Origin of the sequence: Pseudomonas brassicacearum subsp. neoaurantiaca, from assembly GCF_013608025.1 — a bacterium.
In the GTDB taxonomy this organism is placed as follows: domain Bacteria; phylum Pseudomonadota; class Gammaproteobacteria; order Pseudomonadales; family Pseudomonadaceae; genus Aquipseudomonas.
Genome location: NZ_VDLV01000013.1, coordinates 107,125 through 129,777 on the forward strand (window position 1 = coordinate 107,125; position 22,653 = coordinate 129,777).

A 22,653-nucleotide genomic window follows, 5' to 3' on the forward strand; every position below is an offset into this window, starting at 1 on the left:
GACCGGTGCACTCAGCCCCTGTGGGAGCGAGCTTGCTCGCGATAGCGATTTTGAATCCCTACTGCGCCAGACTCTGCCCCACCGCCAACCCCGCCCGAATCGCCGCCAAGGCTGCCTGGTAATACGCCTGCCCCTCGGCCGACTCGGCAAAAGTGGCAAATTCTTCCAGCTCGGTGTCGCTCAGGTCGCGGTAGACGTACAGCAGTGTGTTGTTCAGGTCCGCGCCGATCTGGTCCATCAGGCGTTGGCGTTGGCCGTTCAGCATGCCTTGGGCCTGGCCACCGCCCAGCAGGCCGGGAATCATCGAGCTCAAGCTGTCGGCGGCCACGCCGGCAATCGCCAGGCTGACTTCGGCGCCGGCTTCTCGGGCAGGCAGGGCCTGGGCCAGGTGACCGATGATCAACAGGCGATTGTCGCTGGCTTGCATCTTCGGCAGGCCCTTGGCGTTCTTCGCCAATTGATCGCGGCGGGTGGCAAGCAGCTCGGCCGCAACGACTTTACGGCCCAGCGGCGTCTGGAAAAAGCTCAGGGCCGGGTTCGGGTCGGCCAGCTTCTTGCGCAGTTGGGCCTCGGCCCGTTGATCCATGGCCTGGGGTGCGAAACGCTGGTTGCTGTTGTTCACCAGGGCCTGGAACACCGCCGGCGGCAGGCTGCTCTGGTAACGCTGCTGCGCGGCGCTCAAGGCATCATTGAAATGCGCCCGTTGTTCCGGCCAGCCGGCGACCTTGTACAACTGGTCGTAGCTGTCTGCCCAGGCGGGCAAAACGCAGAACATCAACAGTGAGAAAAGCAAACGGCGCATAGGGACTCCTGTCAGCAGCGGACTATTCTCCGTGGGGTACGGGAACTTGTCGAGAATTCGTATCAAGTTCGTACGGCGGTGCTATCTGGCGGGCTGATCTGCTGCGCGGCGCTGTCGGTTTTGCAGGCACAGGAATACTATGCGCGCCATGCAAATACCTTCTGATCATCCGTTGCTGTTACGTATCGTCGACGACCTGGCCGAGCGCGGCTGGTCGCAGCAGAACATCTTCCTGCCGGATGCGCTGACGCGTGCCCTGGCGGCTGAATGCCGCCAGCGCGCCGTTGAAGGCGAACTGGCCCCGGCCGCCGTCGGGCGCGGGCCTTTTTCCGAGATTCGAGAGGGTATTCGGGGTAATCGCATCCAGTGGATCGAGCCTGGCCAGGTCGACGCCTGCGATCGTTACCTGGCGCTGATGGACAGCCTGCGCGAGGCCTTGAACCGGGGGCTGTTCCTGGGCCTGGAGGATTTCGAAAGCCACTTTGCCCTGTATCCGCCGGGTGCTTTCTATCTCAAGCACGTCGACCGATTCCGCGATGATGACCGGCGCATGGTCTCGGCGGTGCTCTATCTCAACGACGCCTGGTTGCCGGAACACGGTGGTCAATTGCGCATGTACCTGGATGACGGCGTGGAACATGACGTGGTGCCCACGGGTGGCTGCCTGGTGGTGTTTCTCTCCGGGGACATCCCCCATGAAGTCCTGCCGGCCACCCGTGATCGCCTGTCGTTGACCGGTTGGTTCCGGCGTCGCGGCAACGAGTTGTTCTGAACATGGAAAAGATCCTCGTCAGCCGCTGCTTGCTCGGCCACCGCGTACGCTACGACGGTGGCGCCAGTGGCCCGTTCGATCAGCTCCTGCAATGGCTCGATGAGGGTCGGATCGTGCCCCTGTGCCCGGAAGTCGCCGGCGGTTTGCCCACGCCTCGGGCGGCAGCGGAAATCCCCGGCGGGCAGGGTGCGCAGGTGCTCGATGGCGACGCGGCGGTGATCACCACCGACGGCGAGGACGTAACCGTGCAGTTTCTGTCAGGCGCGCATCAGGCACTGGATCTGGTGCGCGAACACGGCATCCGGATCGCCGTGCTCAAGGCCAATAGCCCGTCTTGCGGCAACCTGCTGACCTACGACGGCACGTTCAGTGGTGTGAAAGTCAGTGGCGAAGGCGTGACGGCGGCGTTGCTCAAGCGGCATGGCGTACGGGTGTTCAATGAACTTGAATTGGCGGAAGCGGCTTCGACGCTAAAAGCGTTGGCCGCAGAATAGCCGCCATTGAGTAGCTTTTTGTGGCGAGGGAGCTTGCTCCCGCTGGGCTGCGCAGCAGCCCCGAGACCAGGCACCGCGGTGGGTCAGGCTAGATCATGGGGCCACTGCGTGACCCAGCGGGAGCAAGCTCCCTCGCCACGGGGATGGTGTGTCTAGAGCTGCTCGGCCAACTGCTCGATCTGTTCCTGGCGTTCGGCCTGGCTCAAGCGTGGGCTGGTATTGAGCGACGACCATTGCGGATACGCTCGGGCCTTGCCCAACGCCTCGGGCAGCTTGCCTTCGCGCCAGGTCTTGTCCTGGGGCGGGGCGATGCGGATGCTGTCCATCGCCGCATGGCCGCGCTGATCGATCGCTTGCAGCAATTGCCGTTGGCGCAAGGCCAGCAGGCGCAGCACGCTGTCGTCCACGGTCAGCTCCCGCTGGCCCTTGAGCTTGCCCATCAACCGGTTGCCATAGCTGCGTGCGGTTTGCAGCGCACCGCCGGCAATCGCTCCGGCCAGGGCGGCCGCGCCAAGGGTCAGCCCGCCCACCAGCAGATCGACGCCGGCACCGGCCGCCGCGCCAGCCGCGATCCCGCCGCCAACGCGTACACCGAGTTGCTTGAGGGTATCGGGATTGAACAGGTCATCGCCCCAGCGGCCATCCAGCAGCGGCAAGTCGCCGGTCGCGGCGTCCTCGGGGCGGAATGCGTAAAGTTTGAGCAGCGCTTCAACGCAGCGCTGTTCGCGTTGGCGAACGGCGTTACGCAATTCGCTGATGGCTTGGCGTTCCTGTTCGGCATCATTGACCACGCTGCGTCGGCAGGCGGCGCAGTCGATCAGCAGTTCGGCGATCAGGCGCTTTGCACTCTGCTGGCGCGCCTGGCGCTGGGCCTGTTGATCGGTGATCAGCCGCTCCAGTTGTTCGCGCGCGCTTTCGAGCAACAGCGCCAGGCTTTCATACAGGCGCCGTTCGCCATCTTCGGGCGGGGCGACGCTGTCAAAGCGCACCAGCGCATGCAAACCCAATCGCGCCAAGGCTTCGCGCCAATCCGGCTCGCGATGCTGGGCGCTAGTGACAAAGTTGAGCACCGGCAGCAACGGCTTGCCGCAACTGGCGAGGACCTCCAATTCGTCACGGTACTTGGCCAGCACGGGCTCGCGGGCATCGATGACATACAGTCCGGCGTCGCTGGCGAGCAACTGCCGCAGCACCTTGGCTTCCTGCTCGAAACGTTGCCGAGCCTCGCTGCCCTCCAGAAAGCGCGCCAGGCGTGCCGGGCCATCCAGGCGCTCGCCGGGACGTTCCAGGCGTTCGAGGTAATCGAGCAGGGCGATGGCGTCTTCCAGGCCTGGCGTGTCGTACAGTTCCAGCAGCGCCTGGCCGTCCACCGACAAGCGAGCGCCTTCGACATGACGGGTGGTGCTCGGGCGATGGGAGACCTCGCCGAAGCCGACGTCGCGGGTCAAGGTCCGCAGCAAGGAGGTCTTGCCGACGTTGGTGTGGCCGACCACCGCGAGCTTCAGAGGCTTGAAGGATTCAGTCATGGCCGGTCTCCAGCCAGTTCATCGGGGCGCTATCGGCGAACGGCACTTGCAGTTGCTGCAGCGCGTTGTGCCAGTCTCCCAGGCGCTCGGCATCCAAGGCTTCGCCGGGTGGCGCCTGCAGCAGCCAGACGCGGGTGGCGCTGGCGCTGCGGGCCAGTTCGGCGATCAACGCGAGGCTGCCGCGATCCGGCGAGCGCCGAGGGTCACAGGCGATCGCCAGGCGCGCCGGAGGAAAGCGCGACAGTTGTTCCAGGAGTTTGTGGCGAGACTCGCGGCTGTCGAGGATGCCCGCGTTTTTGACGAATTCGGGCAGCTTCGGCGGCCAGGGACGTTCGTCCAGCTCGATCGCCACCAGCAACGCGCCGTTGCTTTCCATCGCACCCACAGCGCTTTCGATTGGATGAAGCTGCGCGGGTGCGGCATCGTTGACCCCCAGGCGTTCGCTGCTGGGCATCAATCGCTCGCGCAACTGCGCGTAGCCGGGCAGATTCAAGTCCAGGCGAAGGCTGGCGCGACCACGATGCCAACGCCACAGGCACAGCAGCGTCAGGCACAGGCGTGGAAACACACCGTAGACCAACAGGACGCCGACCAACCAACCGGCCCAGGCCTGGCGGGCGCTTTCGATATTCAGAGCGGTGTCACCGCTGGCGCGGATCATCTCGACGGTCGGCACGCTGAAGCCCAGCACGGCCGGCAGCGCACCGAGGGCCTGGGTCATGGCGACAAAGGTCTCGCCACCGAGGATGGTGGTTTCCCAGACGAAGCCATAACGCCGGGTCGCCATCAGCAGCAAGACGATGACCAACGCGCTGAGCATCGCCAGTAGCCACAAGCCGTTGACCAGCGCGCCGAGTGCCCAGCGGCTGAGCCGGTGCCGTTGTAGCAATAGCAGCAAGGCTGGCGCCAGTTGGGCAGCCTTGGCGTCGCGGGCCAGTTTTTCGCTGAGCCACAGCCAAAGGCGTCCCAGCGTGGCGCCTTGCTCCCCGGCGAACAGCAGGCCAAGGGCCCAGCCGATGAGCAGAATCAGATTCAACCCCAACAGGCTGCCCAAGGCCCAGAAGACATTGACCGGCGCACGTCCATCGCCCAGGGCGGCAAACCCCAGGCCGGCACCGCTGATGATCGCGACCAGGGCCAGTGCGATCAGCGCCAGTCGGGCCCCTTGCAGCCAATGGCGCAGGGCTTGGGTTAGGCCATCGCGGTCGGCCAGCCAGCGGGCGCGGTGGCGGATGCGGGTGGATAAATCGCCTCCTGCCGCGCGGGCGAGGCGATTGGCTTCCTGGTCCTCGAGCGGGCCGGCGTGTTCTTCACGCAGGCGTATCGTCTCGGTCAACCAGAGGTTTTGCAGTTCTGTCACGGGGGCTTCCGTTGCTCGAATGAGCAAAGAGCATAACCGCTGTGGCGCCGGTCCGGGCCTCTGGTATCCTCGCGGTCATGAAAAAAACACTTCCCTTAAGCCTGATCGCAGCCCTCGGTGAGAACCGTGTGATCGGCATCGACAACAGCATGCCCTGGCACCTGCCGGGGGATTTCAAGTACTTCAAGGCCATCACCTTGGGCAAGCCGATCATCATGGGGCGCAAGACCTGGGATTCCCTCGGTCGGCCGCTGCCGGGACGCTTGAACATCGTGGTGAGCCGCCAGCCGGACTTGGTTTTGGAAGGCGCGGAAGTTTATTCCACGCTTGAAGCCGCTGTGGAGCGGGCCGAAGCCTGGGCGTTGGAACAGGGCGTGGATGAGCTGATGCTGATCGGCGGTGCCCAGCTCTATGCGCAGGCGCTGGATCACGCCGATCGGCTGTACCTGACCCGCGTGGCGCTGAGCCCGGAAGGGGATGCGTGGTTTCCGGCGTTCGATTCGAGCCAGTGGACACTGGTGTCGAACCAGCCGAATCCGGCCGAAGGGGACAAGCCGGCCTACAGTTTCGAAGTCTGGGAAAAGCGCTAAAAGCATCGCGAGCAAGCTCGCTCCCACATTGGATTTTTGGCGAACACGAAATCTGTGTTCAGTGCTGATCCCTGTGGGAGCGAGCTTGCTCGCGATAGCTATCTATCAGGCGCCACCCATCAAGCGTGCACCAACTCCCCATGCTCCTCGGCATCCAGCAGCGCCTTGTCAGTCTGTTGCATCACCTGGCTGGTGATCGCCCCGGCGGTGATCGAACCACTGACGTTCAACGCGGTGCGGCCCATGTCGATCAGCGGCTCGACTGAAATCAGCAGCGCCACCAGCGAAACCGGCAAGCCCATCGCCGGCAGCACGATCAGCGCGGCAAACGTCGCGCCGCCACCGACGCCGGCCACCCCGGCCGAGCTCAACGTCACGATGGCGACCAAGGTTGCGATCCACACCGGGTCCAGCGGGTTGATGCCCACCGTCGGCGCGACCATCACCGCCAACATCGCCGGATAGAGCCCGGCGCAGCCGTTCTGGCCGATGGTGGCGCCGAACGAGGCGCTGAAACTGGCGATCGCCCGGGGAATGCCGAGGCGACTGGTCTGGGCTTCGATGCTCAACGGGATGGTTGCAGCGCTCGAGCGGCTGGTGAAGGCGAACGTCAGCACCGGCCAGATCTTGCGGAAGAAGCGCAACGGGTTGATCCCGGCAGCCGATACCAGCAGGCCATGGACCACGAACATCAAGCCCAGCCCCAGATAGGACACCACCACGAAACTGCCAAGCTTGATGATGTCCTGCAGGTTGGAGCCGGCGACCACTTTGGTCATCAATGCCAATACGCCGTACGGCGTCAGTTTCATTACCAGGCGTACCAGACGTGTCACCCAGCTTTGCAGGGTGTCGATGGCATTGATCACTTTCTGACCTTTCTCGGCGTCATCCTTGAGCAACTGCAATGCCGCGACGCCAAGGAACGCGGCGAAAATCACCACGCTGATGATCGACGTCGGCTTCGCTCGTGCCAGGTCGGCAAACGGGTTCTGCGGGATGAAGGAAAGCAACAGTTGCGGAATATTCAGGTCGGCGACCTTGCCGGCGTAGTCGCTCTGGATCACTTGCAGGCGCGCCAGTTCCTGTGTGCCGGCCACCAGCCCCTCGGCGGTCAGGCCGAACAGGTTGGTCAGGCCGATGCCGATCAGCGCCGCGATGGCGGTGGTGAACAGCAGCGTGCCAATGGTCAGGAAACTGATCTTGCCCAAGGACGAGGCGTTATGCAGTCGCGCCACGGCGCTGAGGATCGAGGCGAAGACCAGCGGGATCACGATCATCTGCAACAACTGCACGTAGCCATTGCCCACCAGGTCGAACCAGCCGATCGACGCTTTGAGCACCGGGTTGCCTGCGCCATAAATCGTATGCAGGGCGATGCCGAACACCACGCCCAGCACCAGCGCCAGCAATACCTTCTTTGCCAGGCTCCAAGAGCCGTGGCGGGTTTGCGCCAGGCCGAGCAGCAGGCCAATGAACACCAACAGGTTGAGTATCAGCGGCACATTCATGAAATAGCTCCGATAAGACTTTGCCAGCCGCCAAGCGCCGCGACTGTGAGCCGGAGAGCCTAACAGTCTGAAATCTAAAGAATTAATACTAAAAAAGAATGTTTACTGTCGCTTTTGGAATAAGCCGCTGGCGCTCAGGGACATGCCGCTGCCGTTATCGAGACGCAAGCGGTCGCCCACAGGCGAGATTTGTCACAGGCATTTGTTAGCGTCGAACTCTTACAACCTGGGAGTAATGCCGATGAAGCTCGTACCTCACTTGCTCGCTGTCGCTTTAGGCCTGAGCCTCGCCGGCCAAGCGCTCGCCACCGACCTCAAGCACTGGCCGGCGGAACAGGCCAAGGCCTTGGAGGCCATGATTGCGGCCAATGCCAACAAGGGTAACTACGCGGTGTTCGACATGGACAACACCAGTTACCGCTATGACCTCGAAGAGTCGTTGTTGCCGTTCATGGAGAACAAGGGGCTCATTACCCGGGAAAAACTCGATCCATCCTTGAAGCTGATGCCATTCAAAGACACGGCAGATCACAAGGAAAGCCTGTTCAGCTATTACTATCGCCTGTGCGAAGTGGACGATATGGTTTGCTACCCGTGGGTGGCCCAGGTCTTCTCCGGGTTCACGCTCAAGGAGCTGAAGGGTTACGTCGATGAATTGATGGCTTCCGGCAAACCGGTGCCGACCACTTATTACGATGGCGACAAGGTGGTCCAGTACAACGTCAACCCACCGAAAGTCTTCACCGGCCAGGCCGAGCTGTACAACAAGCTGATGGAAAACGGCATCGAGGTCTATGTCATGACCGCCGCTTCCGAAGAACTGGTGCGCATGGTCGCCTCGGATCCGAAGTACGGCTACAACCTCAAGCCGCAGAACGTGATCGGCGTGACCACGCTGCTCAAGGATCCCAAGACCGGTGAGCTGACCACGGCACGCAAGCAGATCACTGCCGGCAAGTATGACGAAAAGGCCAACCTGGACCTGGAATACACCCCTTATCTGTGGACCCCGGCGACCTGGATGGCTGGCAAGCATGCCGCGATCCTGACCTACATCGACGAATGGAAAAAACCGGTACTGGTGGCAGGCGATACGCCGAGCAGCGACGGCTACATGCTGTTCCACGATGTGGACGTGGCCAAGGGCGGCATCCACTTGTGGGTCAACCGCAAGGACAAGTACATGACTCAGATCAACGGCATGATGGCCAAGCACGCCGCGGCCCAGGCCAAGGAAGGACTGCCGGTGACGGCGGACAAGAACTGGGTGATCGTCAAGCCGGAAGATATCCAGTAAATCTCCCGTCCCATGGAAACCAAAGAGCCCCGTGGCGAGGGAGCTTGCTCCCGCTGGGCTGCGCAGCTGCCCCAAAGTCGTCAGCCCACGCATTGAGGTGAGGGCCGAATTTTGGGGCCGCTTCGCGACCCAGCGGGAGCAAGCTCCCTCGCCACAAGTCATCACCTGGCTCAAATGGCCGAACTGAAGCCATGAAAAAGCCCCGCACTTGGCGGGGCTTTTTTATCGGCGCTTAAAGGCCGTCAAGCATCGCCTTGTTGCGCACCGCGCCCTTGTCGGCGCTGGTGGCGAGCAGGGCGTAGGCCTTCAGGGCCGTGGTGACTTTGCGCGGACGCACTTCCACCGGTTTCCAGCCTTTCTTGTCCTGTTCGATGCGGCGCTCGGCCAGTTCTTCGTCGCTGATCAGCAGGTTGATCGAGCGGTTTGGAATGTCGATCAGGACCTTGTCGCCATCACGCACCAAGCCGATGGCACCGCCAGCCGCCGCTTCCGGCGAGGCGTGGCCGATGGACAAGCCCGAGGTACCGCCGGAGAAACGACCGTCGGTCAGCAGGGCGCAGGCTTTGCCCAGGCCCTTGGACTTCAGGTAGGAAGTTGGGTAGAGCATTTCCTGCATGCCCGGGCCGCCCTTCGGACCTTCATAACGAATGATCACGATATCGCCGGCCTTCACTTCGTCGGCGAGGATGCCGCGCACGGCGCTGTCCTGGCTTTCGAAAATCTTCGCGTTGCCTTCGAATACATGGATCGACTCGTCGACGCCGGCGGTCTTCACCACGCAGCCGTCCAGGGCGATGTTGCCGTACAGCACGGCCAGGCCGCCTTCCTGGGAGTACGCGTGCTCGACGCTGCGGATGCAGCCGTTTTCACGGTCGTCGTCCAGGGTTTCCCAGCGGGTCGACTGGCTGAACGCGGTTTGTGTCGGGATGCCCGCCGGGCCGGCCTTGAAGAAGTGATGCACGGCCTCGTCGGTGGTCTGGGTGATGTCCCACTTGGCGATGGCCTCGGCCATGGTCTTGCTGTGCACGGTCGGCAGGTCGGTGTGCAACAGGCCGCCACGGGCCAGGGAACCGAGGATGCTGAAGATCCCGCCGGCGCGGTGCACGTCTTCCATGTGGTACTTCTGGATGTTCGGCGCGACCTTGCACAGTTGCGGTACGTGACGTGACAGGCGGTCGATGTCGCGCAGGTCGAAATCGATCTCGGCTTCCTGGGCCGCGGCCAGCAAGTGCAGGATGGTGTTGGTGGAACCGCCCATGGCGATGTCCAGGGTCATGGCGTTTTCGAACGCCTTGAAGTTGGCGATGTTGCGCGGCAACACCGACTCGTCGTTTTCGCCGTAGTAGCGCTTGCACAGCTCGACGATAGTCCGGCCAGCCTGCAGGAAAAGTTGTTCGCGGTCGCTGTGCGTGGCGAGGGTCGAACCGTTGCCCGGCAGGGCCAGGCCCAGGGCTTCGGTCAGGCAGTTCATCGAGTTGGCGGTGAACATGCCGGAGCACGAACCGCAGGTCGGGCAGGCGCTGCGCTCGTACTCGGCAACCTTCTCGTCAGAGGCGCTGGAGTCGGCGGCGATCACCATGGCGTCCACCAGGTCGAGGCCATGGCTGGCGAGCTTGGTCTTGCCGGCTTCCATCGGGCCGCCGGAAACGAAGATCACCGGGATGTTCAGGCGCAGGGCGGCCATGAGCATGCCGGGGGTGATCTTGTCGCAGTTGGAAATGCACACGATGGCGTCGGCGCAGTGGGCGTTGACCATATATTCGACGGAGTCGGCGATGATCTCGCGGCTCGGCAGCGAATAGAGCATGCCGTCGTGGCCCATGGCGATGCCGTCGTCCACGGCGATGGTGTTGAATTCCTTGGCAACGCCGCCGACGCGCTCGATTTCACGGGCAACCAGTTGGCCGAGGTCCTTGAGGTGGACGTGGCCCGGTACGAACTGGGTGAAGGAGTTGGCAATGGCGATGATCGGCTTCTTGAAGTCGTCATCCTTCATCCCCGTGGCGCGCCACAAGGCACGGGCGCCGGCCATGTTGCGGCCATGGGTGGATGTTTTCGAGCGGTAATCAGGCATGGAGCACTCCGGGCGGCTAATCAAAATATCAAAGGGGGAGTGAGCTTCTGTTGACCTCTGGAACACTCGGGATTGGCTGTGTGTGCAGACGTGGCCGATGACTTTGCAGGATCGCTGCGCGCCTCAGCATGAGCTCATAAACCCGCCGGGGATGAATGGCGATGAATGGGCCGATTCTACACCGCTGGCGCCAGGATGAAATGACGCAAAGCGCTGAACCGACGCCAATGTCGCGCTCGGGATGACGACTGGCAACGTTCAGCCAGGTAATGTCCTTCGTTGACGGCGGTGCATACGCGTATTGAGCGTTATCAGGCACAGCAAAAAAACTCGCAGCCAAGGCTGCGAGTCGGATATCGGTCAAAAGGAAGTGCGAGGCGGCGTTCAGTACCGCCCCGCAAGGGCTCAGCTGTTCGGTAGCAACCGGCAGGTGATGCTTTTGATATAGCGCGTTTCGGCAATGGCCGGATGCACCGGGTGATCGGGGCCCTGCCCGCCACGCTCCAACAGTTGAATGTTACGGTCCAGGTGACGGGCACTGGTCAGCAGGATGTTCTGCAGATCGTCTTCGGGCAGGTGCATCGAGCACGAAGCGCTGACCAGGATGCCGTCCTTGGTGAGCAGGCGCATGGCTTGCTCGTTCAGGCGGCGGTAGGCGCCTTCGCCGTTCTTCATGTCTTTCTTGCGTTTGATGAAGGCCGGTGGGTCGGCCACGATCACATCGAAGCGTTCTTCGCTGGCTTTCAGTTCCTTGAGGGCTTCGAACACGTCGCCTTCGATGCAGGTCATTTTTTCGGCGAAACCATTCAGTGCGGCGTTGCGCTCGACACCGTCGAGGGCGAAGGCCGAAGCATCGACGCAAAATACTTCACTGGCGCCGAAAGCGGCGGCTTGCACGCCCCAGCCGCCGATGTAGCTGTACAGGTCCAGTACGCGTTTGCCTTTGACGTACGGCGCCAGGCGTGCGCGGTTCATGCGGTGGTCGTAGAACCAGCCGGTTTTCTGGCCTTGGATGACTGGCGCTTCGAATTTTACGCCGTTCTCCTCGAGGGCAACCCACTCCGGCACCAGGCCGAACACGGTCTCGACGTAGCGTTCCAGGCCTTCGGCGTCACGGGCTGCGGAGTCGTTCTTGAACAGGATGCCGCTGGGCTTGAGCACTTGGGTCAGCGCGGCGATCACGTCGTCTTTATGGGCTTCCATGGTGGCGGAGGCGATCTGCACCACCAGGATATCGCCGAAACGGTCGACCACCAGACCCGGCAGAAGATCGGAGTCACCGTAGACCAGGCGATAGAAAGGCTTGTCGAACAGCCGCTCGCGCAACGACAACGCCACATTGAGGCGATGCACCAGCAGGGACTTGTCCAGTGGCAGCTTCGCATCGCGGGACAGCAGGCGCGCGCAGATCAGGTTGTTGGGGCTCATCGCGACGATGCCCAGCGGCTTGCCACCTGCGGCCTCGAGGATTGCCTGGTCGCCGGCCTTGAAGCCGTGCAGCGGGGTGGCGGCTACATCGATTTCGTTACTGTAGACCCACAAGTGGCCGGCGCGCAGGCGACGGTCGGCGTTGGCTTTGAGGCGCAGGCTAGGCAGGGACATGACGTCGCTCCGGAAAAAAGAGCGGGAGTATACCGTGTTGCAACCGTTGCGGGGCTTGTGGTGGACATGCGGCGAGGGAGCTTTGCTCGCCTCGCCACCATGGTCACGCAGACAACGCGCTGATCAACTCGCGATTGAACGCCGGAATGTCGTCCGGCTGGCGACTGCTGATCCAGGTTCCGTCCTTTACCACTTCCTGATCGACCCAGTTCGCGCCGGCGTTGACCAGGTCGTCCTTGAGGGTCTTGTAGCTGGTCATGGTCTTGCCCTTGACCAATCCGCTCGACACCAGCAACCAGCCGCCGTGGCAGATTACCGCGATGGGTTTGCCTGCCGCCTCGAAGCCCTTGACCAGGTTCTGGGCGTCGGGGTCGATGCGGATGGTGTCGGAGTTCTGCACACCGCCGGGCAGCACCACGGCATCGTATTGGTCGATATTGGCGGCCTTGAAAGTCAGGTCGACCTTGAAGTCGTCGGCCGGCTTGTCATGGTTCCAGCCTTTGACCTGGCCTTCGCTGGCCGAGACGATCTCCACCTTGGCCCCGGCCTGCTCCAGCGCTTGCTTGGGGCCGGTCAATTCGGCCTGTTCGAAACCGTTTGTCACCAGGATGGCCACGCGTTTGTCATTCAGGGAGCCAGGCATGAAAAATCTCCTCAAGCTGAGTGGGTTGGCTGCCGACCTAAGCCTGTATGCAGGCTTGGCTGTCGGCCCTACGAAATCCGAAGCCGAGGCTTTAATGAAAGTTCCGCCGAGCTACCCGGCGGTGTATCGGATTGCGCTTTAAGCGTTAGAATCCCCGCCTGGCCCAGAGTGCGTACCCATGTCCAAAGAGCTTTCCGCCGAACAGATCCAACAGTCCCTGCAAGGCATCAGCGTGCCGCCCCAGCCGCAAATCATGGTGGATTTGCAGATGGAGCAGTACATGCCCGACCCGGACCTGGAGACCATCGCCAAGCTGATATCCCAGGACCCGGGCCTCTCGGGCGCGTTGCTCAAGATCGTCAATTCGCCGTATTACGGCCTGAGCAACAAGATCACCTCGATCCAGCGCGCGGTGAACCTGCTGGGCAGCCGTTCGATCATCAACCTGATCAATGCGCAGTCCATCAAGGGCGAATTACACGATGACGCGATCGTCACCCTGAACCGTTTCTGGGACACCGCCCAGGATGTGGCGATGACCTGCCTGACCCTCGCCAAGCGCGTCGGCCTGCAGAACGGTGACGAAGCCTATGCCCTGGGCTTGTTCCATGATTGCGGCATACCGCTGATGCTCAAGCAGTTCCCCACGTACATGAGTGTGCTGGAAGAGGCCTACGCCAATGCCAGCCCCGAGTGCCGGGTGGTCGACACCGAGAACCGCGTGTTCAACACCAACCATGCGGTGGTCGGTTATTACACCTCCAAATCCTGGCGCCTGCCGGATCACGTCAGCCAGGCCATCGCCAATCACCACAATGCCCTGGCGATTTTCAGTGACGAAACGTCGCGCAATAACAGCCCACTGAAGAACCTGCTGGCGATCCTCAAGATGTCGGAGAATATTTGCGCCTCCCATCGCGTGCTGGGCAACCAGGCCGACGATCACGAGTGGGACTGCGTCGGGCCGCTGGTGCTCGATTACATCGGGTTGTCGGAATACGATTTCCAGACCCAGAAACAGGAAATTCGCGACCTCGCCTCTCGTTGAGTGCCAGCGTTCGCCTGATTCGAGAGCCCCATGCCAGAACTGCCGGAAGTCGAAACCACCCGTCGAGGCATCGCGCCTCATCTTGAAGGCCAACGGGTCAGCCGCGTGGTGGTCCGTGACCGCCGCCTGCGCTGGCCGATCCCGGAAGACCTCGACGTGCGGCTCTCGGGCCAGCGCATCGTGCAGGTGGAGCGGCGGGCCAAGTACCTGTTGATCAATGCCGAGGTCGGCACGTTGATCAGCCATCTGGGCATGTCCGGGAACTTGCGGCTGGTTGAGATCGGCATGCCGGCCGCCAAGCATGAGCATGTCGACATCGAGCTGGAGTCCGGCCTAGCCCTGCGCTACACCGACCCTCGCCGTTTCGGCGCGATGCTCTGGAGCCTGGATCCGCTCAACCATGAGCTGCTGATTCGCCTCGGCCCCGAGCCCTTGACCGACCTGTTCGATGGCGAACGACTGTTCCAGCTGTCGCGCGGGCGTTCGATGGCGGTCAAGCCGTTCATCATGGATAACGCAGTGGTGGTGGGCGTGGGCAACATCTACGCGACCGAAGCGCTGTTCGCCGCCGGGATCGATCCGCGTCGCGAAGCGGGAGGCATCTCGCGGGCGCGCTATTTGAAACTGGCGATCGAGATCAAGCGCATCCTTGCCCATGCCATCGAGCGCGGCGGCACCACGCTGCGGGACTTCATCGGCGGCGATGGCCAGCCGGGCTATTTCCAGCAGGAACTGTTCGTCTACGGTCGGGGCGGGGAGTTGTGCAAAGTCTGTGGCACGGGGCTGCGGGAAATCCGCCTGGGCCAGCGCGCCAGTGTCTGGTGTCCGCGCTGCCAGAGATGATCTGTCCTACGGTCTATAGTCAGCTATCAGACTGCTTAGACGAAGGATGGCCTCATGAATCTGCTTCGACCTATCGTTCTGGCGCTCTTGCTGGGCGCCAGTTTGCCTGCTTCTGCGAACACCGAGAGCGGTGACCCGCGCTACACCATCCAGAATCCGCCGGCCTACGCCATGATTGGCGATTTGCTGATTGCACGGCCGTTGCTGCTCGCCGCCACGGTGATTGGCGCCGGGGCGTTTGTCGTGTCGTTGCCCTTTACCGCGCTAGGCGGTGGGGTTGGCGATGCGGGGAAGGCGCTGGTGGTGGATCCGGCGAAGGCTACCTTCGTGCGTTGCCTGGGGTGTATCGGGGAGGGGTTTGAGCGGCAGGATTGAGCATTGGGCGCGGCTGACGCCCTCATCGCGAGCAAGCTCGCTCCCACAAGTAGTTTGCGTCAGCCGCCAATAATGTAAGCAGAGCAATCCCTGTGGGGGCGAGCTTGCTCGCGATGAGGCCAGTAGGGCCCCTGAAAATTCAAGCCTTGCCAGTAATCTTGCGATACTTCGCCATCAACTGTTCTTCAGTTTCCGGGTGCGCTTCGTCCAACGGGATGCAATCCACCGGGCACACCTGCTGGCACTGGGGCTCGTCGTAATGGCCGACGCATTGGGTGCACAGGTTCGGGTCGATGACGTAGATCTCTTCGCCTTGGGAAATGGCTTCGTTCGGGCATTCGGGTTCGCAGACGTCGCAATTGATGCAGTCGTCGGTGATGATCAGGGACATGCAGGCTCCTGCCGGGGCATTGGGCCCGGGCATCTGAAAACGTATGGGCGCAATTGTGCCGCATTGGCGAGCGCAGTGCACGCGGGCGCGATGGACTGCGCCGTGCTGCGAGGCGACTCGCAGCGCCGACAGGTTATTTCTTGAAGCGCAGGGTCAGCGCGTCGGCCACGGCCGGGTGGACAAACTTGGTGATGTCCCCGCCCAACGCTGCGATTTCCCGAACCAGGGTCGAGGAAATGAAGGAATAGCGCTCCGACGGCGTCAGGAACAGGCTTTCAACGTCCGGCGCCAGTTGCCGGTTCATGTTCGCCAGCTGAAATTCGTATTCAAAGTCCGAGACCGCGCGCAGGCCGCGCAGGAACACGTTGGCGTTCTTTTCCTTGGCGAAATGCGCCAGCAGCGTCGAGAAGCCGACCACTTCCACATTGGGCAGGTGCTTGGTGACCTCGCGGGCCAGTTCCACACGTTGTTCCAGCGGGAACAGCGGGTTTTTCTTCGGGCTGGCGGCGACGGCAATGATCACATGGTCGAACAGGCGCGAGGCGCGTTCGACCAGATCGCCATGGCCCTTGGTAATAGGGTCGAAGGTACCTGGGTACAACACTCGGTTCATCGCGTCGTCCTGGCGGGAGTGCGTTGGGGAGTCGGATGGTATCGCAGCCTTCTCGGTCGGCCAAGTCGGCTGTTACGTAGAAAAGAACTATAGACGCTGCGAATGGTGCGGATTTTCATGGTTTTTTCAGGCGTTCGGCCAGGTTCGATGCCAGTTGTGCCGTCAGCCCATACACCGACAACTGTGGGTTGGCGCCGATGCTGGTGGGGAACAGCGAACCGTCGTGGATCGAAAGGTTGCCCAGTTGATGGTGGCGGCCAAGGCTGTCGGTCACGGCTGACCTTGGATCATCGCCCATGGCGCAGCCGCCCATTACATGGGCACTGCCCAGACGCGTGCGGTAGAGAGCGAGGTCGAGCCCGTCGATCATCGCCCGTGCTTCAGCCAGGGTGTTTACGTAACGGGCATCGCTGTGCATAGGCATGACCGCCCTGGCTCCGCCGGCAAACTGGATTTCGGCCATGCTGTGGAACGCTCGGCGCAGGCCGTCCCAGGCATAGGGCGAAACCTGATAGTCGAGCACCGGCGTGCCGTCGCTGCGTAACTCGACGGTACCGCCGGGGCTGTCGGGATGAAAGCCATCACGCAGCAGCGCCAGCATGGCGTGGGTATGGGGCAGGTGCGCCATGTGCCCGGCATTTTCCGCGCCGAAACCGCCTAGCAACGTGGCGGCGAGCGCGGGATGCAAGGGCGGCACTTCAAGCTTGTAGGACATTTTGCCGGTGACACCGTCCTGCCATTGGAAGTGGTCCGAGTAGATCGACTGCGGCGCGCCGTAGAACGGATTGATGACTTCATCGAACTGGCCGGCCGACATGTTCACCAAATGCAGGAACGTGCGCTTGCCCAGGCGCTCGTGAGGGGCCGGCGCATTGGAGCGCAGCAACAGCGCGGGGCTGTTGATGCCGCCGCCGGCAAGCACGTAGTGCCGGGCCTTGACGGTGATGCGTCGCCCGGTCGGCGCCACGCAACGCTCGTCCATGGCTTGGCATTCCAGGCCGACGACAATGTCGTTTTGGATCGTCAGGCGCTCGGCCCGGGCCAGGTAAAGCAGCGCGCCGCCCTTGTCCAGCGTGGCAGGGATGGTGGTGACGAGCATCGACTGCTTGGCGTTGGTCGGGCAGCCCATGCCGCAATAACCCAGGTTCCAGCAACCGCGCACGTTGCGCGGGATGACGTGCCAGCTATAGCCCAACTGCTCGCACCCTTTGCGGATTACGTCGTTGTTGGCGTTGGGGGGAATCAGCCAGGGCGCTACACCAAGACGCTGTTCCATGCGTTCGAACCAAGGCGCCATTTCGGCGGCACTGTGACCTTTGACGTTGTGCTCGGCGGCCCAGTGTTCGAGGGTTTGCGTCGGCGTGCGAAAGCTTGAAGTCCAGTTGATCAGGGTCGTGCCGCCCACCGCCCGCCCTTGGAGAATGGTAATGGCGCCGTCCTTGCTCATGCGCCCGAGACCCTCCTGGTACAGGCTGGTATAGGCCTCGTCCTCCCGCAGCTTGAAGTCCTGGCTGGTCTTGAGCGGTCCTTCCTCGATCAGCAGCACCTTGTAGCCCGCGGCGCTGAGAATCTCCGCCGTGGTACCGCCGCCGGCACCGCTGCCGATGATCGCCACATCGGCTTCCAGCGTCAGGTCCTCGGCCAGTTGCGCGCCGTTGTAGGTGGTCCAGCCACGGGCGAGGCCTTCGCGGAACGGGTCGGGTACGGGCATGCCAAGGTTCCCTTGTTGTTATGGATTGCGAGGAAGATCCCGGTGGGAGCGAGCCTGCTCGCGAAGGTGTCGGACAGTTGCGCTGTGTCGGCTGACACACCGCAATCGCGAGCAGGCTCGCTCCCACAGTGTTCGCTTGGTCTTCAAACCACTGGCGGTCCTGGATACCCGCAATGGGCCCAGGATTCGGGGCAGCTGTACCAGGCCATCATCACCATTTGCAGCAACGAGCCGTGGCCTTGGCGCAGCAAGCTCAGCGAGCTGTTTTCCCATCGCGCCAGGAACGCTTGGATCTCCTCGGCGCTGGCGTTTTCCCACGTCCCCCAGATACCGGTCAGTGGTCCGCGAGTGAGGCCCAGCGTGAGCACATCGAAGAGTTGGCGTGTGAGCTTGAGCATGGACGGGGACAGATGCGCCAGGCCGCGATCCAGGCTCTGCAAGGTGGCCTCGGTGGCGGCGTCGAGTGTTTGCACCGTCACCGCGCCGCCCAGCATCACCGCGATGACCGCACGCAGAAACGGCAGGTCGCTATCACGCAATGCCGCCAGGCCGCTGGCCGGTTGGCTGGCGGAGCACCCGCTCAACGTGGCCCCCAATCCGACCGTGGCGAGAAATGCGCCGGCGCCGAGGCTCAAGTGCAGCAAGCCCCGCCGCGACAGGGTGGGCGTATCGGTCAGGCTTGGGTTCATTATTGTTATTCCCCTGGAAGGCACTTGTCAGCGGATGAAAAGCTTCTGGATCAGTTTCTGCAACGGCTTGCCGTAGGGCGGATAAATCAGTTTCGCGGCGTTGAATCGCTGCTTCACCAGCACGCCCTTGGCCTTGCTGAAGGTCAGGAAACCCTCGTGTCCGTGATAGTGCCCCATCCCGGAGGCACCGATGCCGCCGAACGGCATGTCGTCCTGGGCCACATGCAAAAGCGTGTCGTTCAGGCAGACGCCGCCGGAGTGGGTTTCGTTGAGTACGCGGCTCTGCTCGGCCTTGTTGTAGCCGAAATAGTAGAGCGCCAGCGGACGAGGCCGCTGATTGATGTAGGCAAACGCCTGGTCCAGACCTGCATAAGGCACGATCGGCAGCAGCGGGCCGAAGATTTCGTCCTGCATGACGGTCATCTCATCCGTGACGTTGAGCAGCAGACTATGGGCCATGCGTCGTCCCTGGCCCTGGTCGAACAACTCGATCAGCAAGGCGCCCTTGCTGGTGGCATCGCTGATGTAGCCGTTGAGCCGTGCCAGTTGTCGCTCATTGATGATTGCGGTGTAGTCCGGGTTGTCAGCCAGCGTCGGATAAAACCCGCGCACCGCCTCACGGTACGCCTCGACGAACGCCCCGACGCGGTTCTGCGGCACCAGCACGTAATCGGGCGCGACGCAGGTCTGTCCGGCGTTGAGGGTCTTGCCGAAGGCGATGCGTTCTGCGGCGTCCTTGAGTGGGACATCCTCAGACACGATGGCGGGGGACTTGCCACCCAGCTCAAGGGTGACGGGGGTGAGGTTCTCAGCGGCGGCACGCATCACATGCTTGCCGATGCTGGTGGCGCCGGTAAACAACAGGTGGTCGAAGGGCAGCCGGGAGAACGCAACGCCGACGTCCGCTTCGCCCAGCACGACGCACACCAGGTCCTGGGGAAAGATCCGCGCCAGTAATTGCTTGATCAGCAAACCGGTGGCAGGCGTCGACTCGCTGAGCTTGAGCATCACCCGGTTGCCCGCCGACAGCGCCCCCACCAACGGCCCGATAGCCAGGAAAAGCGGGTAGTTCCAAGGCACGATGACCCCGACGACGCCCAGCGGTTGATAGACGACCTTGGCCGACGCCGGCTGGAACGCCAAGCCGACCTTGCGTCGGGAGGGTTTCATCCAGCCCTTCAGGTGCCGGCTGGCGTAATGGATGCCATGCAGGCTCGGCATCAGCTCGGCGAGTAGCGTTTCGTCTGGACTGCGGTGGCTGAAATCCTGGCTGATCGCACTGATCAACGCCTGCCGTTCATCACTCAACAGTTCGCCCAATGCCTTGAGCCATTGCAGGCGCTGTTCAGCCGGTGGCATGGGATGGGCTGCGTAGGCGTGGCGCTGGGCATCGAACAATGCCCGGAGCTCTTCCAGTTGCTGTTGGGATTCGTGCAGGTAAGCAACGTCGGCGGGCATGGCGGGCACCGGATTTATTGTTGGATTCGGTGCTTTCTAGAGCTAATGCTCTAGAAAGTCAAATGAGGATCTGTAAAATTGCTTGGGTTTTATCCCGTGACCGATAGGTCGTAAGATGCCTTCCACTGACTTTTGAATTAAAGCCCAACCCATGGCCCCACGAATAAAAACCAGCGAGCGCATCGTGCAGAACAGCCTGGAGTTGTTCAATCGGCAGGGCGAGCGCAGTGTCAGCACCAATCACATTGCCGCCCACATGGACATGTCCCCGGGCAACCTCTATTACCACTTCCCCAACAAGCAGGCGATCATCGCCGTGCTGTTCAGCGAATACGAAAACCTGGTGGACAGCTTCCTGCGTCCGCCCCAGGGCCGCGCGGCCACGGTGGACGACAAGCGCTTCTATCTGCAGGAACTGTTGTCAGCGATGTGGCGCTACCGCTTCCTGCACCGAGACCTGGAGCATTTGCTCGACAGTGACGCGGAACTGGCGGCTCGCTATCGGCGGTTCTCCCAGCGCTGCCTGATCCACGGCACCGCGATCTACGAAGGCTTCGTCGCCGCCGGCATCCTGAAGATGGACCGGGTGCAGATCGAATCCCTGACCCTCAATGCCTGGATTATCCTCACCTCCTGGGTGCGTTTCCTATGCACGACCCGGGAAAACTCCAGCCATCTGAGCGAGCAGGCCATCAAGCGCGGTGTCTATCAGGTGCTGGTGTTGGAGGCGGGTTTTGTGACCGATGAAGCCCGTGAAGCGGTGGATGATTTGTTCAAAGAGTATTACGTCCCGCTGGCCCAGACCCTTGAGGAGGGGCAGTAGGTTCGGTCGTCCTTGTTTCAATTTCAGGAGTTCACCATGCCCATCGCGCAACTTATCAGCCCCCAGGCCCTTGAACAGAGGCGGTCGCAGCCCGGGTTGGTCATCCTTGATTGTCGTTTTGCCCTGGATGATCCGGACTATGGCCAGCGCAGTTATGCCGAAGGCCATATTGCCGGCGCGTCGTTTGCGGACCTGGAGCGGGATTTGAGCGGGCCGGTTCTCAAGGGTGTGACCGGGCGCCACCCGTTGCCCGGTCCAGACGCCTTGATCGCGCGCCTCCGGGCCTGGGGCATCAATAACGACAGCGACATCGTGCTGTATGACGATGGCCCCGGTGCCTATGCCGCCCGGGCCTGGTGGCTGCTGGCCTGGCTGGGCAAGCGGGACGGCGTCTATCTCCTCGACGGAGGGCTCAAGGCCTGGCACGCAGCCGGCTTGCCCCTGAGTCTGGATCCGCCTGCCACGGTGCCCGGAACCTTCATTGGCGCGCCGGATGCGGATTTGCTGGTCGATGCCGACACGTTGCAGCAACGCCTTGGCCAACCGGACATGACCTTGTTGGATGCACGAGCGCTGCCGCGCTTCAAGGGTGAAGTCGAGCCGATCGACCCGGTGGCCGGACACATCCCGGGGGCGCAATGCGCGGCCTTCACCGACAACCTCGGCGCGGATGGCCGGTTCCTGCCGGCCGACCAACTCAAGCAGCGCTTCGCTGAAAAACTGGGCGATCGCTCGCCGACTGGGCTGGTGGCCTACTGCGGTTCCGGCGTGACGGCGTGTCATAACCTGTTTGCCTTGAGCCTGGCTGGTTATACCTTGGGGCGGCTGTATGCCGGCTCGTGGAGTGAATGGATCAATGATCCTCAGCGCGGTGTGGCGAAGGGCGAGTAATAGCTGCTCAGAGCCAATGTAGGAGCGAGCTTGCTCGCGATGACGGTGTGTCAGTCAAGTTCAATGCGGCTGACCCACCGCTATCGCGAGCAAGCTCGCTCCCACAGGGTGAGGCTTGTGTCTTCGTCACCCGCGGCCCAGGCTGGCCAGCCAATCCGGGATGCGCCGTTCCAAGTAATACCCGGGACACCGCAAGGTTCCGTCGACAAACCCCACATGCCCACCCCGGGCGTGTAGCTCAAATTGGGTCGAGGCGGATAACTCGCCGGGTTCGGGCAGGCTGTGGGGGAATACGAACGGATCGTCGGCGGCCTGGATGACCAGGGTCGGCGTGCTGATATCCGCCAGGAAGTAACGGCTGGAGGCACGACGGTAATAATCCGCTGCATCGGAAAACCCATGCAGCGGTGCCGTTACCCGGCCGTCGAAGTCCCAGAATGTGCGCATGTTCTCCAGCGGACCAAGCGCCGCCAGGGTTGCCAGGCCCTCATGGCGACCGTCGTGCAGGAACTGGCGTTGCTTGTTGCGCACGTAGGCCACCAGTTGCCGCATGAAGTGCGCCTGATAGAACTTCGAAAATCCCTGGCCGATGCGATCGGCGCACTGGTCGAGGCGAAACGGTACCGAGACTGCCACCGCGCCCTGCAGTTGACTGTTGCTGCCGGTTTCCCCCAAGTGCTTGAGCAATACATTGCCGCCCAATGAATAACCCACTGCAAACAATGGCGCCAAGGGTCGCCGGGCTCGCAGATGAGTCAGGGTGGCCGCCAAGTCTTCGCTGACGCCTGAGTGATAGCTGCGGGGCAACAGGTTCGGCTCGCCCGAGCAACCGCGCCAATTCAACGCCGCACTGGCCCAGCCCTGGCGATCGAGAGCCTGCTGCAACCCGGCCACATAAGGCGAGTTGGAAGAGCCCGTCAACCCATGAAGCACCAGTACCAGTGGCGCCTCGGCGCTGTGGGGGCCGTACCAGTCGAGATCGAGGAAATCGCCATCCTCGAGCCACAAGCGCTCGCGTTGGCGATCGATGTGTGTGGTCTTGCGCCACAAGGGGCCCCACAAGGTTTGCAGGTGTGGGTTACCGAGCCCCGCAGCAGGGACGAAGCGTTCAGATGCGGCGGACATCATTATTGTTCTCGA

23 protein-coding genes are annotated in these 22,653 nt (G+C 62.4%); 10 read left to right on the top strand and 13 right to left on the bottom strand.

Translation table 11 applies throughout. The annotated features are described in order from the left end of the window. Positions 1–58: 58 nt before the first annotated feature. Positions 59–802 carry a DUF2059 domain-containing protein gene (locus FHK92_RS11370; protein ID WP_181288153.1) on the bottom strand — a complete coding sequence of 248 codons (744 nt, stop codon included), beginning with the start codon at positions 800–802 and terminating at the stop codon, positions 59–61. A gap of 139 nt (positions 803–941) precedes the next feature. Between FHK92_RS11370 and FHK92_RS11375 the strand changes: the two genes are divergently transcribed. Together FHK92_RS11375 and FHK92_RS11380 are read left to right on the top strand one after the other, a co-directional pair. Then, positions 942–1,574, top strand: coding sequence for a 2OG-Fe(II) oxygenase (locus FHK92_RS11375; protein ID WP_181288154.1), 633 nt, complete (start codon positions 942–944; stop codon positions 1,572–1,574). Between the two features lie 2 nt (positions 1,575–1,576). Continuing rightward, complete coding sequence (locus FHK92_RS11380) at positions 1,577–2,068, top strand: DUF523 domain-containing protein (protein ID WP_181288155.1); 492 nt, start codon at positions 1,577–1,579, stop codon at positions 2,066–2,068. Positions 2,069–2,220: 152 nt separating this feature from the next. Here the strand turns inward: FHK92_RS11380 and FHK92_RS11385 are convergent, their stop codons facing one another. Both FHK92_RS11385 and FHK92_RS11390 read right to left on the bottom strand, forming a co-directional pair. Beyond that, a complete protein-coding gene (locus tag FHK92_RS11385; RefSeq protein ID WP_181288156.1) occupies positions 2,221–3,594 on the bottom strand; it encodes a GTPase/DUF3482 domain-containing protein in 1,374 nt (457 codons plus the stop codon). After that, entirely contained in the window at positions 3,587–4,954 is a 1,368-nt protein-coding gene (locus FHK92_RS11390) for a DUF2868 domain-containing protein (protein WP_181288157.1), read from the bottom strand. Before FHK92_RS11390 ends, FHK92_RS11385 begins: the two co-directional genes overlap by 8 nt. A 77-nt stretch (positions 4,955–5,031) precedes the next feature. On the opposite strand from FHK92_RS11390, the gene FHK92_RS11395 reads away from it, so the two are divergent. Further along, positions 5,032–5,544, top strand: coding sequence for a dihydrofolate reductase (locus FHK92_RS11395; protein ID WP_181288158.1), 513 nt, complete (start codon positions 5,032–5,034; stop codon positions 5,542–5,544). Between the two features lie 119 nt (positions 5,545–5,663). Here FHK92_RS11395 and FHK92_RS11400 read toward each other — a convergent pair whose 3' ends face one another. Continuing rightward, complete coding sequence (locus FHK92_RS11400; protein WP_181288159.1) at positions 5,664–7,055, bottom strand: L-cystine transporter; 1,392 nt, start codon at positions 7,053–7,055, stop codon at positions 5,664–5,666. 241 nt (positions 7,056–7,296) lie between these two features. Here FHK92_RS11400 and FHK92_RS11405 point away from each other — a divergent pair, with 241 nt between their 5' ends. Beyond that, positions 7,297–8,352, top strand: coding sequence for a haloacid dehalogenase-like hydrolase (locus FHK92_RS11405; RefSeq protein ID WP_181288160.1), 1,056 nt, complete (start codon positions 7,297–7,299; stop codon positions 8,350–8,352). 232 nt (positions 8,353–8,584) lie between these two features. On the opposite strand, the gene ilvD is transcribed toward FHK92_RS11405, so the two are convergent. The 3 genes from ilvD to FHK92_RS11420 all read right to left on the bottom strand — a co-directional run bounded on the left by ilvD (position 8,585) and on the right by FHK92_RS11420 (position 12,671). Then, positions 8,585–10,426 carry a dihydroxy-acid dehydratase gene (gene ilvD, locus FHK92_RS11410; protein WP_181288161.1) on the bottom strand — a complete coding sequence of 614 codons (1,842 nt, stop codon included), beginning with the start codon at positions 10,424–10,426 and terminating at the stop codon, positions 8,585–8,587. A 405-nt stretch (positions 10,427–10,831) separates the two neighbouring features. Beyond that, the gene (locus FHK92_RS11415) at positions 10,832–12,028 is read right to left on the bottom strand and encodes a class I SAM-dependent rRNA methyltransferase (RefSeq protein WP_181288162.1); all 1,197 of its coding nucleotides are present in this window, start codon (positions 12,026–12,028) and stop codon (positions 10,832–10,834) included. A 103-nt stretch (positions 12,029–12,131) separates the two neighbouring features. Then, positions 12,132–12,671, bottom strand: a complete 540-nt coding sequence (locus FHK92_RS11420) for a type 1 glutamine amidotransferase domain-containing protein (RefSeq protein ID WP_181288163.1) — start codon at positions 12,669–12,671, stop codon at positions 12,132–12,134. Between FHK92_RS11420 and FHK92_RS11425 the strand changes: the two genes are divergently transcribed. The 4 genes from FHK92_RS11425 (at position 12,670) to FHK92_RS11440 (ending at position 14,937) form a co-directional block, all read left to right on the top strand. Further along, complete coding sequence (locus FHK92_RS11425) at positions 12,670–12,813, top strand: hypothetical protein (protein ID WP_181288164.1); 144 nt, start codon at positions 12,670–12,672, stop codon at positions 12,811–12,813. The genes FHK92_RS11420 and FHK92_RS11425 overlap by 2 nt on opposite strands. A 90-nt stretch (positions 12,814–12,903) precedes the next feature. After that, a complete protein-coding gene (locus FHK92_RS11430; RefSeq protein ID WP_181288281.1) occupies positions 12,904–13,719 on the top strand; it encodes an HDOD domain-containing protein in 816 nt (271 codons plus the stop codon). A 30-nt stretch (positions 13,720–13,749) separates the two neighbouring features. Continuing rightward, positions 13,750–14,562 (top strand): bifunctional DNA-formamidopyrimidine glycosylase/DNA-(apurinic or apyrimidinic site) lyase, encoded by an 813-nt coding sequence (gene mutM / locus FHK92_RS11435; RefSeq protein WP_181288165.1) that lies wholly within the window; start codon positions 13,750–13,752, stop codon positions 14,560–14,562. A gap of 54 nt (positions 14,563–14,616) precedes the next feature. Continuing rightward, complete coding sequence (locus tag FHK92_RS11440) at positions 14,617–14,937, top strand: multidrug transporter (RefSeq protein WP_181288166.1); 321 nt, start codon at positions 14,617–14,619, stop codon at positions 14,935–14,937. A gap of 139 nt (positions 14,938–15,076) precedes the next feature. Here FHK92_RS11440 and FHK92_RS11445 read toward each other — a convergent pair whose 3' ends face one another. The 5 genes from FHK92_RS11445 to FHK92_RS11465 form a co-directional block, all read right to left on the bottom strand. Further along, positions 15,077–15,328, bottom strand: coding sequence for a YfhL family 4Fe-4S dicluster ferredoxin (locus FHK92_RS11445; RefSeq protein ID WP_003206534.1), 252 nt, complete (start codon positions 15,326–15,328; stop codon positions 15,077–15,079). Positions 15,329–15,461: 133 nt separating this feature from the next. Beyond that, positions 15,462–15,941, bottom strand: coding sequence for a pantetheine-phosphate adenylyltransferase (coaD, locus tag FHK92_RS11450; protein WP_007897855.1), 480 nt, complete (start codon positions 15,939–15,941; stop codon positions 15,462–15,464). A gap of 115 nt (positions 15,942–16,056) precedes the next feature. Further along, entirely contained in the window at positions 16,057–17,652 is a 1,596-nt protein-coding gene (locus tag FHK92_RS11455; protein ID WP_181288167.1) for a GMC family oxidoreductase, read from the bottom strand. A 143-nt stretch (positions 17,653–17,795) separates the two neighbouring features. Continuing rightward, on the bottom strand, positions 17,796–18,341 hold the full coding sequence (locus FHK92_RS11460; RefSeq protein WP_181288168.1) for a twin-arginine translocation pathway signal protein: 546 nt from the start codon (positions 18,339–18,341) through the stop codon (positions 17,796–17,798). A gap of 27 nt (positions 18,342–18,368) precedes the next feature. Then, positions 18,369–19,799, bottom strand: coding sequence for a coniferyl aldehyde dehydrogenase (locus tag FHK92_RS11465; RefSeq protein ID WP_181288169.1), 1,431 nt, complete (start codon positions 19,797–19,799; stop codon positions 18,369–18,371). A gap of 151 nt (positions 19,800–19,950) precedes the next feature. On the opposite strand from FHK92_RS11465, the gene FHK92_RS11470 reads away from it, so the two are divergent. Together FHK92_RS11470 and FHK92_RS11475 are read left to right on the top strand one after the other, a co-directional pair. Continuing rightward, on the top strand, positions 19,951–20,622 hold the full coding sequence (locus FHK92_RS11470; protein ID WP_181288170.1) for a TetR/AcrR family transcriptional regulator: 672 nt from the start codon (positions 19,951–19,953) through the stop codon (positions 20,620–20,622). Between the two features lie 36 nt (positions 20,623–20,658). After that, entirely contained in the window at positions 20,659–21,513 is an 855-nt protein-coding gene (locus FHK92_RS11475) for a sulfurtransferase (RefSeq protein WP_181288171.1), read from the top strand. Between the two features lie 126 nt (positions 21,514–21,639). Here FHK92_RS11475 and FHK92_RS11480 read toward each other — a convergent pair whose 3' ends face one another. Continuing rightward, the gene (locus tag FHK92_RS11480; protein ID WP_181288172.1) at positions 21,640–22,638 is read right to left on the bottom strand and encodes a hydrolase; all 999 of its coding nucleotides are present in this window, start codon (positions 22,636–22,638) and stop codon (positions 21,640–21,642) included. Positions 22,639–22,653 lie beyond the last annotated feature (15 nt).